At 58.7% G+C, this 13,265-nt stretch carries 11 protein-coding genes; 6 read left to right on the forward strand and 5 right to left on the reverse strand.

The window, feature by feature from the left end:
• On the reverse strand, nt 1-1,907 hold a 1,907-nt coding region (locus F4V54_RS05395), incomplete at its 3' end, for a DEAD/DEAH box helicase (protein ID WP_428840482.1).
• Nucleotides 1,908-2,449: 542 nt separating this feature from the next.
• Between F4V54_RS05395 and F4V54_RS05400 the strand changes: the two genes are divergently transcribed.
• Genes F4V54_RS05400 through F4V54_RS05410 form a run of 3 tightly spaced genes read left to right on the forward strand, consistent with a single transcriptional unit; the run spans nt 2,450 to nt 6,327 of the window.
• Complete coding sequence (locus tag F4V54_RS05400; protein ID WP_150386502.1) at nt 2,450-2,989, forward strand: hypothetical protein; 540 nt, start codon at nt 2,450-2,452, stop codon at nt 2,987-2,989.
• Nucleotides 2,990-3,019: 30 nt separating this feature from the next.
• Nucleotides 3,020-3,418, forward strand: a complete 399-nt coding sequence (locus tag F4V54_RS05405) for a (deoxy)nucleoside triphosphate pyrophosphohydrolase (protein ID WP_150386503.1) — start codon at nt 3,020-3,022, stop codon at nt 3,416-3,418.
• Nucleotides 3,419-3,420: 2 nt separating this feature from the next.
• Complete coding sequence (locus F4V54_RS05410; RefSeq protein WP_150386504.1) at nt 3,421-6,327, forward strand: DUF3427 domain-containing protein; 2,907 nt, start codon at nt 3,421-3,423, stop codon at nt 6,325-6,327.
• Here F4V54_RS05410 and F4V54_RS05415 read toward each other — a convergent pair.
• Nucleotides 6,324-7,319, reverse strand: a complete 996-nt coding sequence (locus F4V54_RS05415) for a nucleoside hydrolase (protein WP_150386505.1) — start codon at nt 7,317-7,319, stop codon at nt 6,324-6,326. The genes F4V54_RS05410 and F4V54_RS05415 overlap by 4 nt on opposite strands.
• A gap of 13 nt (nt 7,320-7,332) precedes the next feature.
• A complete protein-coding gene (locus F4V54_RS05420; protein WP_150386506.1) occupies nt 7,333-8,571 on the reverse strand; it encodes an MFS transporter in 1,239 nt (412 codons plus the stop codon).
• A 62-nt stretch (nt 8,572-8,633) separates the two neighbouring features.
• On the opposite strand from F4V54_RS05420, the gene F4V54_RS05425 reads away from it, so the two are divergent.
• Nucleotides 8,634-9,128, forward strand: coding sequence for a hypothetical protein (locus F4V54_RS05425; RefSeq protein ID WP_150386507.1), 495 nt, complete (start codon nt 8,634-8,636; stop codon nt 9,126-9,128).
• A gap of 52 nt (nt 9,129-9,180) precedes the next feature.
• A complete protein-coding gene (locus F4V54_RS05430) occupies nt 9,181-9,642 on the forward strand; it encodes a hypothetical protein (protein ID WP_150386508.1) in 462 nt (153 codons plus the stop codon).
• Here F4V54_RS05430 and F4V54_RS05435 read toward each other — a convergent pair whose 3' ends face one another.
• Nucleotides 9,643-10,455, reverse strand: a complete 813-nt coding sequence (locus F4V54_RS05435) for a hypothetical protein (protein ID WP_150386509.1) — start codon at nt 10,453-10,455, stop codon at nt 9,643-9,645.
• A 92-nt stretch (nt 10,456-10,547) separates the two neighbouring features.
• Nucleotides 10,548-12,137 carry a carboxylesterase/lipase family protein gene (locus F4V54_RS05440; protein ID WP_150386510.1) on the reverse strand — a complete coding sequence of 530 codons (1,590 nt, stop codon included), beginning with the start codon at nt 12,135-12,137 and terminating at the stop codon, nt 10,548-10,550.
• A 79-nt stretch (nt 12,138-12,216) separates the two neighbouring features.
• Here F4V54_RS05440 and F4V54_RS05445 point away from each other — a divergent pair, with 79 nt between their 5' ends.
• The gene (locus F4V54_RS05445) at nt 12,217-13,092 is read left to right on the forward strand and encodes a hypothetical protein (RefSeq protein ID WP_150386511.1); all 876 of its coding nucleotides are present in this window, start codon (nt 12,217-12,219) and stop codon (nt 13,090-13,092) included.
• Nucleotides 13,093-13,265 lie beyond the last annotated feature (173 nt).

The following is a 13,265-nucleotide window of genomic DNA, read 5'->3' on the forward strand; positions in this document are numbered from 1 at the left end:
CGGCCCGAACGGTAACCACCACGGCCACCGCCACGCCCACCACGGCCACCGCGATCACGGGACGGCCCGCCGGTGTCCGGCTGAATGTTGATCAGCTGGCCGGAGATGCGGGTGTCCTTCAGGCGGTCGAGGACGGCACGGTCCATATCCTTGGGCAGTTCCACGAGCGTGAAGTCACCACCAATGGTGATGCGTCCGAAGTCACGGTTCGTCAGGCCACCTTCGTTGGCCAAAGCTCCGACGATGGCACCCGGGCGGACGTGCTGGCGCTTGCCCACGTCAAGGCGGTAGGTGTCAAAGTTGACGTCATCATTGTGGAAGCGCCCGCGGCCACCACGATCACGGCCCCCACGGCCACCACGATCAAACCGGTCACCACGTTCGCGGTCACGGCGGTCATCACGGTCCCAACGCTCACGGTCACGGCGATCGCGCTTGTCCTTCGGCGGCTCCTTCATCAGGAACTCGTCGCCAGAGGTCTGCGCGGCCAGTGCGGCAGCGATGTCTTCCATGGGCACGTCATGCTCTGTGGAGTAGCTGCGCACGAGTGCGCGGAACAGGTCCAGCTGGGCATCTTCCAGGGACTCGGTGATGGAATCAGCGAATTTGGACTTGCGCGAGTCGTTGACCTCATCAACGGTCGGCAGCTCCATCTCCTCGATCTTGGCGCCGGTCACCTTCTCAATGGAGCGCAGCATGCGGCGCTCACGCGGGGTGACAAACAGGATCGCCTCACCGGTACGGCCGGCACGGCCGGTGCGGCCGATGCGGTGGACGTAGCTTTCGGTGTCGTTCGGGATGTCGTAGTTGAGCACGTGGGAGATGCGCTCAACATCCAGGCCACGCGCGGCAACGTCGGTAGCAACGAGGATGTCCAGACGTCCGTCGCGAAGCTGATCGACGGTGCGCTCACGCTGCTGCTGAGCGATATCACCGTTGATAGCTGCTGCGGAGAATCCGCGTGCACGCAGCTTCTCGGCGAGCTCCTCGGTTTCGTGCTTGGTGCGCACGAACACGATCATGGCCTCGAACTCGGTCACCTCAAGGATGCGGGTGATGGCGTCGAGCTTGTTGCGGTGCGCGGTGAACAGGTAACGCTGCGTGATGTTGGTGTTGGTACGCGTCTTTGCCTTGACAGTAACCTCAGCAGGATCGTCGAGGTACTGCTTGGACAGGCGGCGGATACCGTTCGGCATCGTCGCGGAGAACAGCGCCACCTGCTTCTCATCCGGCGTGTCCTCAAGAATGCGCTCCACGTCTTCTTGGAAGCCCATGTTGAGCATCTCATCCGCCTCGTCGAGCACGAGGAAGCGCAGGTCAGAGATGTCCAGCGAGCCCTTCTCCAGGTGGTCGATCACACGACCAGGCGTACCGACGATGATCTGCGCACCACGACGCAGACCGGACAGCTGGATGCCGTATGCCTGGCCACCGTAGATCGGCAGCACCGAAATACCACCCAGGTGATCAGCGAAAGACTGGAAGGAATCAGACACCTGCAGCGCCAGCTCACGCGTCGGCGCAAGCACGAGGGCCTGCGGATGGCGGTCCTTCTTATCGATGCGCGCCAGAATCGGCAGCGCAAACGCCGCCGTCTTACCCGTACCGGTCTGCGCAAGGCCGACCACATCGCGGCCTTCCATCAGCAGCGGAATCGTCTGCGCCTGAATCTGCGACGGCGTTTCAAAGCCGACCTTCTTCACCGCGTCAATGACATCGCCCGGGAGGTCAAGGCCATCAAAGCCGCTTGTCTGCGTCTCCTCGTCCGTCCCATTCCCCTCTTCCTGCAAGGGCTGAGAGTTCTGAGCAGACTCAGAGGACTCAGAGCCTTCAGAGCCCTCAGGGTTCTTGGTGTTCTCGTTGTTTTCAGTTTCTTCGTTCGCGCCGGCCTCAGTACCGGCCCCCATCTCTTCCCCGGTTTCCACCGGGGGCATCGCCTGCTGGTCTTCAGCGGCGGATTCATCAATATTCATCACGCCAAAGCCTACGTCAGTGCCGGCTCTATAGCCATTTCCCTCAGCTGGGCCACACATTAGGTAGCACGCACTGTATGCGTATGCGTTCCGCCTCGTTCTTAGTTCCCTTCATGGTGCTTGGCCTCGCTGATTGTTCAGCGATGAAAGAATCCGATTCCAGCGCCTGAAATAACAGTTGCAAATCAGGAAGCTACAGAGCTTGACGACGAGAAGACGCATTGACCTGCAACGCCCCTGAAGACGTGATGTCGCAATACATGTTCATCGGTACGCGCCTCGACTCAGACACCGCCACAGTGGACCTCACCGGAGGGATGGAGCTGCGTCGCGGAATTGGTCTCCGGCGGCATCGAAGTTAATAACGGCAATCGTCGCCCACATTGCTGCGCTGGCACCGGCGATAACTCTGCGTCTAAAGGCTCCGGCTCCGCATCCCTGATTGCAACAGGCGTTTCTGCCTAGACTGTGTTCTTATGCGTTTGACTCGTTTCACTCTTGCTGCCATCACTGTCTCTGGACTCGTCTTGACTGGCTGCTCCCCCAATGAAGAGATCGCCGAGCCATCGATGACAGCTACCCCCAAGGCATCCTCTGAGACTCAGCCAGAGACTCACGAGGAGAAACCCACCGATTCCACCGACGAGCCAGCTGAGGAAGAAGCCGAAGATACCAACAACGGCGGCCTTGTTCCTGCTGGCACAACCTGCGGCGAGGCCCACTCGCTCGCAGACGGCAGCCCTCTCGCTGTAGTCACCCTCGAAGATGGTTTTAGCTGCGATGAAGTCATGACGATATTTAGCGATTACATGTCAGACTCCCCCACCGGTACTTCACCACAAGGCTCCGGCGCTTTCTGGGAGGCCCCGAATGGCTGGATCTGCGGCGGCAACAACTTCCTCTTCCCCGGTGACGAGGAATACAAGCTCAACAAGTACCCATCTTGCGGCCCAATGCACAGCCAGTCAGGCGTCGTCGCCGTGCCCCCGGAACGCATTGGCGAGCTTCCCGTTTAATTTTCCAGCCACTGCCATACGATGAAACGCATGCCAAAGCTTATCGACGTCACCGGCGCCGTCATCCTCCGCAACGGCACCGTCTTCGCCGCCCGGCGCGGTGAAGGCAAAGCCCTCGCCGGCAAGTGGGAGTTCCCCGGCGGCAAAATTGAGGCCGGTGAAACCCCGGAGGCATCGCTTGCGCGCGAGCTCAAGGAAGAGTTGCTTATCGACGCCACCGTGGGCAACCACATCACCACCACCGAGTACGAATACGGCTTTGGCGTTGTCCGCTTGTCAACGTTCTACTGTTCTCTCCCTGCAGACGCCGAACCCACTCTGACCGAACATGCTGAGTCTCGCTGGGTTCCCATTGCAGAGCTTGAATCCCTCGACTGGGCCCCCGCCGATATTCCTGCGGTCCAGATCATCACGGGAACTGCGCAATAAACATGCAAAGTCGAGATCTTGTTCAGGCGGGCACGCAGTTCGGTTTCATTGACCGCAACGCTTGGCGTGAGGACGCTACTCGTCCGATGTTGGTATCCAACGATGCCGATAACTCGATGATGGCAGCGATCCGCACTGAGCTCCTCTCGGCTAAGAGCTTCATTTTTTCCGTGGCTTTTGTCACGAACCACGGCATTGGAAATCTGAAGCTCCAATTGCAAACATTCCGTGGCCACGGCACCATCATCACCTCGGACTATCAGGACTTTAATGAACCTGACGCCCTGCGGGAGCTGCTGAGTCTGCGCAACGTCGATGTGAGAATCATCAGCGGCCAATCGCATCACGCGAAAGGCTATGTTTTCCACCACGATGATTACACGACAGCACTGGTAGGAAGCTCAAATCTCACCCATGGCGCATTGGTCAACAATGCGGAATGGAATGTCAGATTCTCAACCTATAGTGACGGCGATATTGCTGATCAGTTGAACCAGGCTTTGTCGAAGCACATTGACGTCTCAGAGCCTCTAACAGAGGAATGGATTCAGAGTTACGAGAAGCGCCGTAAGCCACCTGTCATTGTGAAGACTCCACAGGATCAGCCTCTTCTGCTTTCTGGTGAGGATGTGGAGATTCTTCCCAACGCGATGCAAACCCAAGCCTTGGAGCGGTTGCAGACAGTCATTGATCAAGGTGAGAAGCGGGCACTCATCATTTCCGCCACGGGAACAGGGAAGACGATCCTCGCAGCACTTGCTGCTCGTGATTTTGAGCCGAAGCGTGTCCTATTCATCGCCCACACGGCTCAGATCCTGCGGAATTCTGCCCGCGAATTTCAACGTGTTTTCCGGTGCCCCCAATCAGACATTGGGTTCTTCATTGGCCAAGAGCACGACGTTAACCGACGTTTCGTGTTTGCCACTGTTCAGTCACTTTCACGCCTGGAACATCTCTCTGACATTTCCCCGATTCTCTTCGATTACGTAATTATTGATGAGGTCCACCGCTCTGGCGCAAAGTCCTACCGCCGCATCATTGATCACTTCCGTCCTCGCTTCCTCCTTGGCCTCACTGCCACTCCGGAACGGACAGATGCTTTCAACGTGTTTGAGTTGTTCGACCACAACGTTCCTTTTGAGATCAGGCTGGGCGACGCACTCGAATCACACATGCTCGTGCCCTTCAACTACTACGGGGTGTCTGATTATGAGTCGATGAATGGTTATTCCATTTCGGACGAGTCAACGGTGGATGAGTTGGTGGCTCGTGAGCGCGTGGAACATATTGTCCAGGTGCTGCAGGACTACTGCTTCCCCAGTGGCACGAAAGGTTTGATCTTTTGTAGTTCCAACAAGGAAGCTGCTCGCCTTTCAGAAGAACTGAACCAGTATTCGCTCTACGGCCGCCGCTTGCGGACTGTGGCATTGAGTGGGCAGACGAGTGTTCCTGAGCGGGAAAGAAACGTCGAAAAGCTCGAATTGGGCGAACTCGACTTCATCATCACAGTGGATATCTTCAACGAGGGTATTGACATCCCTGAGGTCAACGTTGTGGTGATGCTTCGCAGCACTCAATCCTCGATCATTTTCACCCAACAGCTTGGTCGTGGTTTGAGGAAAGCTGCCAAGAAGAACAGTCTCCGGGTTATCGACGTCATTGGCAACTATTCCAACAACTACCTCATCCCGATCGCGCTGACGGGTGATCGATCTGGCGATAAAGACACTCCACGCGACACGATTCGCCGAACAGGAATTCATCCCGTTGCCGGCGCATCAACCATTAGTTTTAATGAGGTTTCAACGCAAAGGATCCTCGAGTCTCTCCAGAAAGCCCGCTTGATCGATAAGCGTCAGTTCAAAGAAGCTATTCAGACGTTGCAGTATCGGCTTGGAAAGCTTCCACGACTGGTTGATTTTGAAACCCATGAATCGTTGAACCCTTACGTCATGGCCAGCCGTTACGAGAACTACTGGTCACTCCTCCACTCATTAAAGTTCGTGGAATACGCACCGTCTCCGGTGGAGAAGGGCTACCTCACTCTCCTATCCTCCGAGCTCCTCAACGGTAAGAGGCCGCAGGAACTTCTAGTTATGAAGTGGCTTTGCGAAGAAGGTCCCCTTGAACAAAGAGAGATCGCATCGCGCTTCAAAGAGCAGGGATTGGATCACAGCGAAGGGTGCTTAAACACGATTGAGCGCATCCTCAACCTCGAGTGGTTCACCGACCAACAGCGCACAACCTTCGGCGGAACGCCTTTAGCCGTCAAGGAAGGCTCTGTTTTCAAGCTGTCTGATGAGTTCCACGCGTTATACGATTCTTACGCTGCCGATTGGTCCACCAGCAGCTTCCGCAGTCATGTCGATGATGTCATCGAGACCGGGCTGCTGCTGAACCGGAAGCACTACGGCGCAAGTGACAAACTGATACGCGGCAAGCGTTATTCCCGCCGTGACACCTGCCGGTTGCTCAACTGGGCGAAGAACCAAGAATCCACAATCTACGGGTACAAGACCGACGCCGTGTCGGGAACCTGCCCGATCTTCATCACCTATCACAAGGATGCAGATATCTCGGAGAGCATCCGCTACGAAGACACGCTACTCAACCAATCAACGCTGCACTGGTTCAGCCGTAACCGCCGGACACTTGCCAGCCGCGAGCTTCAGCCGATTTTGTCTAATGCCGTGGACCTTCACCTATTTGCCAAACGAGAGGATGCAGACGGCACCGACTTCTACTACCTCGGTCAGGTGGATGCCACTAACCCACAGCAGACCACGATGCTCGGCAAAAATGACCAGAAAGTTGATGTTGTCACCACGGACCTTAAACTCCGTGTGCCTTTGCCCGTCGATCTTTTTGAGTCGCTCACTGCCCGTAAGAACGTCGCAGCAACACCTTAATCATCCGCCCGCATATGCCGGAGGCGCTCCAGGGCGGGGTCGCCGGCGGCGATGCGGGAGTGGGTGGTGCAGGCGGCATCGAAAAGCTGCCAGGCGGTGGTGGGGTTGGTGTCGGTGAGGATGTTCGCGTTGGGGTCGCGGTCCCACATGCCGGTGTCGTCGGCGATGGAGGTGCCGCGGGTGAGAGGGGAATTGGGTTCGAGGTCGGCCGTCGATAAGCGAAAATCCGCTGGGACCTGATTGAGTGCGACCATGACGGTGAGTAGGTCGTGGATTTGGGCCTGGTAGCCATCGCCGGTGTCTTCGTGAAATTCGAAGTAGAAGCGGGTGATGGGCTCAAGGTGTTGTGCCAGCGGTGAGGTGCCCAGTGTGTCAATGATGTGTTCGAGGTGGTCCGGCGTGAGGATCATGCGCTCGGTCACGTTGAGAGGGCACACGGTGATCGGCGTGGGCGTGGTGGCAAAGACGTGCTTGGCGGCGTGGGGGTCGACCCAGAAATTCCACTCCGCGGTGGGAGTGGTGTTGCCCGGGTACAGGAACGCGCCACCCATGACGGTGATGTGCTTGAGCTTGGCGTAGTGCTGCGGGTGCAGGTGAGCGAACGCGGCGAGGTTGGTCATGGGGCCGGTGATGATGAGGTGGAGGTCCTCCGTCCCGCGGTCGATGGCATCGCACCACAGCATGGCCCAATCGTGCTCAACGTGGCGCGTGGGTGCGGTGGCATAGCCCAGGCCGGTGTCCCCGTGCGTATCCGGTGTGGTGTTGAGCTCCCACTCAAGTGGGGCCTGCATCCCCGCGGCAAGCGGAATCGTGGGCAGGCCACACAGGCTGAGAATCCAGGCGGCGTTGCGCGCGCACTGGTCGGCGTCCACGTTGCCGGCGCTGGTGGTCACGCACTCAAGTTCAATGTCCTGCGTGTGCGCGAGGGCGGCGAGGTAGATCAACGCGTAGGTGTCGTCGATGCCGGGATCGCAGTCGTAGATGACTCTCATGATGTCTTTTGCTCTATCTGGTTGCTTTGTCGGGGTGAGTTTCATTGCCAAGGGTTGCCCATACGATAAACGCCCCGGCGGCGATGACGCCGCACACCATGAACGCGGCGGAGAAACCGTGAGACTGGGCGATCGCACCGATGATGATGGGGCCAAGGACCTGGCCGGCGTCGCCACACATTTGGTATGCGGAGAGTGCCTTGCCACCGGAACGATCATTGCCGATGATGTCCGCCAGGCTCGCCTGCTGGCTAGGCACGATGAGGCCGCCGCCCACGCCCGCGATGATGGACAGGGTGATCAGAGTCCACACGGCAGTAGCGAATCCGAGAGTGCCCGTAGCCAGTGCGGTGACCGTAAGGCCAGTGAGGATGAGCGGTTTACGGCCAATACTGTCCGCCAGGCGCCCGGAGAACTGCAGGGTCACCGCATTGCCAAAAGCAAAAGCAGCGAGCGCTAAGCCCGAAGCCGCCGCGCCGTGCGTGAATACCGATGCCGCAAAGAGCGGCAAAATAGCCACACGCACGCCCATGTTCACCCAGCCATTAGCAAACATGGAGGCCAGCAAGGACTGGTAGCTCGGATTAGTAAACGCCTCACCTAGGCGCATCGGGGGGCGCCGAAGCATGGACACATCCGTATCCGAATTCGGCAGCGCCACCCACACCACCACGGCAGCCAGCGCCACAGCGGTGCCGTAAATAACAAAAGGCCAGCGCATCCCCATAAATGACAGCGCCGCGCCGATGATCGGCCCGATGATGTTGCCCAGCAGAAACGCCGTTGCATACGTGGAGCTTGCCCGCCCACGAATCTGCGGTGGCGCCACCTTCACGATCAGTGCCTGCGCGGAAATAGTGAACATAGTGGACCCCAGCCCCGCGATGAACCGCAGTGCCAGCATGTGCCAGTACTCCTGCGCCACAGCCACCAGCCCGGTGCTCACCGCCACGATGACAAGGCCCGTGATGTACACCTTGCGGGAGCCGAGCTTATCCACGAGTCTTCCCGCCCCCGGCGCCCCCACCAGCCGTGCCGCGGAGAACACCGACACCACCGCTGCTGCCGCCGCCATAGTGACTCCGAAGCTGCTGGCAAACTGCGGGATCACCGGCGCGATAATCCCATAACCCAGCGCAATAAGAAACGCAGCAGCCACCAGCACCCAAATTTCCTTGGGGATGGCGGGCAATGGTGATACTTCCGGTGCCCGCGCCAGCGGACTTCCGGGAATCGGTTCAGGCGTGCTCATGTATCCGGATACACTACTATCACCTGCGAAAAACACTCCAATGCAAAAGGTGCTGCTCCACCATGACCACCCCATCGCCGAATGCTGCTGATCCCACAAACACCTCCGGAGGTTGGCAGCCGTCGAAGAAGAACCGACGGCACTTAGCCATTGCTGGGGTGTTCTTGGGCGCGCTCACTATCTTTGGAGCCCTCAGCGGTGGTGACGGTGGCACTAACGCAGCCATCGGCAACGTCTTGCTGGGTATTGCTTTTCTCATCCCTAGTCTCTGGTGGTTCCACTGCGAGAACGCCGATCAAGGGGCACTGCAGGCCTACCAAGAGGCCATGAAGGTTCGCGGGCAAACACCGCACTTGTTGACTGTGTCAGACATGATCCTTCTTCGCGGCATGGACGAACTGGAAAAGCCCCGGCCGAAGAACCGGCGCTGGAGACTAGTCGCAGCGCTGTCTGTTGCCCTTTCCTTCCTGGGCACAGTGATCATCCCAGACCCACCGGATCAAAACACCCCGAGTAAGAACACGGATTCCAAAGTTTCAAGCAACCCATTCGAATAGTTGTTCTAATCATTCCTGCCCCGTGTCGTGGGTGCCCCTTATCTTGTGAAGCATGACGAACACACGAGAAATTGCCCGCACTATCCGTTCCAACCATGCTGATGCCCTCGAGCGCTTTGAAGCCGTCATCCACCACCCGCGCTCCCTGGCCCGGCCCAACCCAACCTGGCGTCCACCAACCCGGGAACTGCCCCGTGTTGCCGGCGGCCCCACGTTGAGGACTGCGATTACTCGCCGCCGAGTTGGTCCCCGCGCGCAAGCCCGTATCAAGGGCTTCGGCGAATCACACGTGCCCGCCTACCTCATTGAGGTCCGCTTCACTGACGCATCCGGGTACACCGTCAACCGCGAGATTGCAGAGGCTTGGGTTCGCGCCCTGGTGCCCACCGACATGATCAGCGCTGTGCACGAGGTGTACTCCCCCACCGGCGCTACTTTTGTCTGGCTCGTGGACGGAACCTTCACGCCCGTCTACTCCCCTGCCTCCATGTTTGAGGGGATCGCCGCGGCGTAGTTACTCCTCGTCGGCGTCTTCGTCGTCGTAGTCGATGCCATCATCGTCATCATCGTCATCATCGTCATCGCCGTCGTCGGCGCCGAAGATGTCGTACACGTCCGGCTCATCGAAGTCATCATCGTCGAATGGGAGGAGTTGTGCTTCCCATTCCTCTGCCTGATCGGCGGCGAGAGAAAGTACGTCGAAGAGGCGATCAAAGTCGTGAAACACACCTAGTTCCAAGGTTTCCGCTTGGGAGGCAACCTCAGCATGCAGGGTGGCAAAAAGGTGCTCCCGATCTTCATCGGTAAGCTCCGCATCGCCGTCTGAATCCCAGAGTTCCCCAATAGCATCGTCCAAAAGGTCATCGTAGGAATCGGGCAGGGCTACAAACGTTACGGTCGCACACGGCGTGCCATCGACTTCTTCCACCTGAACTTGGAGTTCGGCATTGGTGCCTACCTCGGCGCGCACCAGGTGCGGGTCGACCGGATCCTGGTAGAACTCCACATCCCCAATGCGCTCATCCGTGCCCTCCAACAGATCGCGTAGGACGGTGATCACCTGATCGGTAGCCATATGGCGAGCCACAGTTGCTACAGCATCTTCCACGGAGAAGACAACGGAGACGAGTACTGCTTCAAATTCATCATCATCCGCATCCACATCCGCGGCGGCGATGTACACATTTGCGGCCGGAAGATGCTGGTCGATCTCCACAAAATGAATTTCAACATCAGAGGTGATGGGCACAAACATCGTGTCATCATGCACGCGGGATTCGATTCCCTCCCGGTCAAGACCGGCGGCAATGTCCTCGAAAAAGCTCATGACGTGGGGTTCCCTTCTGGTTGCCCGCAGCGCCGCTTCGACGCCCTGGGGTGTTGCCTGTGGTAGCGGCAACCAGCCTAGCCATCAGCACGCTATGGCGCAGCAGGATTCCACTGCGGATCATCCGGATCAATGCCCAAGAAATCCGCGAGACTCTCCGCAATATCACGGCGGCCGGTGCCCCACTGCGTCAGATTGAACCCCTCCCATGCGCGACGTTTCTCCGCCTTTGGGTCCCACACCACCGTGGAGTCTGTGCGAAGCACCGCGGTGGCGCGGCCCGGCGCGGTGTCTGAGCTGAAGCCATACTCCGGCCAGATCTCGCCGGGACGTCCGGTATGGAAGAAAGAGCCCCAGTGGCGTTGCATCATCTCACTGACCGCGTCAAAGTCTGCCTGCGGACTCAGGTGCTGCAGGATGCCAGCGGGAGTGGTAAAGCGGGCACCAAACACCGTCTCCAAGTCAGCGGTGTGGACAGCACCCACTCCGAGTTTCTGCAGGGGTGCGGCAGCGAAGTCGAAGTGGTACATCCATACCGGAGCTACGTGGCGGTGATCGGAGGCAATGCGCACGGAGGGCGCCCAGAACACGGCATCAGCAACGAGCTCAGCAAAGTCGCTGCGGTCGGTGGCGTTGTTATAGGCGGCCAAGATCTCGTCGGCGTTGTCCGGATCGAAGACTTCAAGGATCCTTCGAGCTGCCTTCTGCCGCGTGCGACTGAACATGAACATCGCTTTGGTGAAGCTGGCTTCGCCCGAATTCGACCCAATGATCAACGGTACCGGGGCTTCCCCATGTGCAGCGAACGCGTCAATCGGGTGCTGCGGCAGAACCGAGTTATCCACCGTTGGCATGAAAGAGAGATTCAAGTACTGGATCTCACCGGAGCGGATCAGCAAAGCGTTGCCCACTCGAACGAGGTCTTCGGCGGGGACGGCGCGGAGATCAGAAATCGTCGATAAGCGCGACATGCCCATCCCATCGAGCAGGGCGCGCACCCACATAGCGGCCTGGAGACGCGAGTGCACCGCGGCGACGGGCGCGGACTGCGCAATCGCCCCGTGGAACAATCCTCTTGCCTGTGGCGACGACATGAGAGCGGTAACAGCGCTGGCTCCCGCGGACTCCCCCATGATGGTCACGCGGTTCGGGCTTCCCCCGAACGCAGCGATATTGTCGCGCACCCACTGCAACGCCAAAATCTGATTATGAGTGGCGGGAGTAGCCACGCAATCCTCGCCGAGTGAGCGCATATCCAGATACCCCAGCACCCCCAAACGGAAGTTAATGGAGACGTACACAATGTTCGTGGCCTTGGCGAACTGGTGGCCCTGAAAAATCTTCTCATTAGAAAAGCCGGTAAGGAACGTCCCGCCGTGGATATACACCACCACCGGCAGTTCCTCATCCGTATCCGGGCGGACAATGTCCAACGTGAGGCAATCCTCCGTGCCCATCACCTTGTCATTCCACCCGTACGTGCCCTGCATGGCCGGCTCAGCAAAGGTGGTGGCATCAAAGGTCCCTGACCACGACTCCCGCGCATGAGGGGCTGAAAAGCGATTCTTCCCACCCGTGGGTTCCCCATATGGCACGCCCCGCCACGTGCGCATGCCAGTCGCGGGATCAACGATGCCACGGATCTTTCCGGCGGTGGTCATCACAACTGGGTCGCTGGCCATACAGCAACTCTAATCGCGGAAAGATTTTCCGGCCTAGGATGGTGTGATTGCCCGCTCAACATTAAGGAGATACCCCAGAGTGGTTTTTGGCAGGAAGAAAAAGCAGCAGGACGTTGCGGTGGTAGAAGCGAACCCCGCTAACACTGCTATTAGTGAGGAGAATGCCTCCCGGATCGGCCGCACCTTCATCAAAGGATTAGACCGTGCCGTACACCTGCAATCCGGGTTCATCAAGGGTTACGTCAACTGGCTGCGCCGCTCGAACCCGGATGCCACGCCTGCGGAGATCCAAGAGATCATGCGCAAGCACTTCATGAAGGCCGCCGCCGGTTCCGGTGCCGGCGCTGGTGGAGCGGCCGCTGTGCCCGGTGTCGGATTTGTTACAGGCTCGGCGGCCATTGCGGCGGAGTCCCTCCTCTTCGTGGATATGGCAGCCGTGTACACCGTGGGCTCGGCGTACCTGCGTGGGGAGGATATTACTGACGCGGAGCGCCGTCGCGCGATCGTTCTATTGGCATTGTCGGGGGCGCAGGGTGCGGCGATCGTCGATACGCTCGTTGGCCCTGAAGCAACCGCACTGACCGCGACGAAGTCCCTGGCTAAATTCACCGGCCCCACCCTGACCCAGGCCAACAACATGATGACGCGCACGGTGATGAAGAGCATCAACCGCAGGCTGCGCCGCATGTGGATCGGCAAAATCATGCCACTAGGCATCGGCGCTATTGCCGGTGTGACCGCCAACCGCGCGCTGGCCAAGAAAGTCGTGGAGAACACCGCCCGCAACCTTGGGCCGGCACCTGCCCAATTCGCGGTACCCCTGCCACCGAAGAGCAACGAGGAAGAGAAACTGGCTGAAGCAGCCGACGGAAAGAAATCGTGGAAGTCCCGCTTCCAAGCTGTAATGGACGTCTTTGAGAAAAACCGCGATGACGCAGAAGACTCCTCTCAATAGGGGCTTGTTTTAAACCCACAGTTAAGAACACTTCCTTGCTCCGTGATGAGCTGCCGTAACAAGATAGGCAGGCCGAGCGAATACTCGATACGGAACAAGGACGTATCATGATTAACAGTGCCCGCAAGCAACTTCCCCGAAACAGCGGAAAGCATGCAGTATTGTGGGCTGTC

Source organism: Corynebacterium tuscaniense, from assembly GCF_008693065.1.
GTDB lineage: Bacteria > Actinomycetota > Actinomycetes > Mycobacteriales > Mycobacteriaceae > Corynebacterium > Corynebacterium tuscaniense.

Bases quoted from the DNA above. Each gene is read 5' to 3' on its own strand.
- F4V54_RS05400 (WP_150386502.1), top strand. From the start codon at position 2,450: ATGCGTTTGACTCGTTTCACTCTTGCTGCCATCACTGTCTCTGGACTC.
- F4V54_RS05405 (WP_150386503.1), top strand. From the start codon at position 3,020: ATGCCAAAGCTTATCGACGTCACCGGCGCCGTCATCCTCCGCAACGGC.
- F4V54_RS05410 (WP_150386504.1), top strand. From the start codon at position 3,421: ATGCAAAGTCGAGATCTTGTTCAGGCGGGCACGCAGTTCGGTTTCATT.
- F4V54_RS05415 (WP_150386505.1), bottom strand. From the start codon at position 7,319: ATGAGAGTCATCTACGACTGCGATCCCGGCATCGACGACACCTACGCG.
- F4V54_RS05420 (WP_150386506.1), bottom strand. From the start codon at position 8,571: ATGAGCACGCCTGAACCGATTCCCGGAAGTCCGCTGGCGCGGGCACCG.
- F4V54_RS05425 (WP_150386507.1), top strand. From the start codon at position 8,634: ATGACCACCCCATCGCCGAATGCTGCTGATCCCACAAACACCTCCGGA.
- F4V54_RS05430 (WP_150386508.1), top strand. From the start codon at position 9,181: ATGACGAACACACGAGAAATTGCCCGCACTATCCGTTCCAACCATGCT.
- F4V54_RS05435 (WP_150386509.1), bottom strand. From the start codon at position 10,455: ATGAGCTTTTTCGAGGACATTGCCGCCGGTCTTGACCGGGAGGGAATC.
- F4V54_RS05440 (WP_150386510.1), bottom strand. From the start codon at position 12,137: ATGGCCAGCGACCCAGTTGTGATGACCACCGCCGGAAAGATCCGTGGC.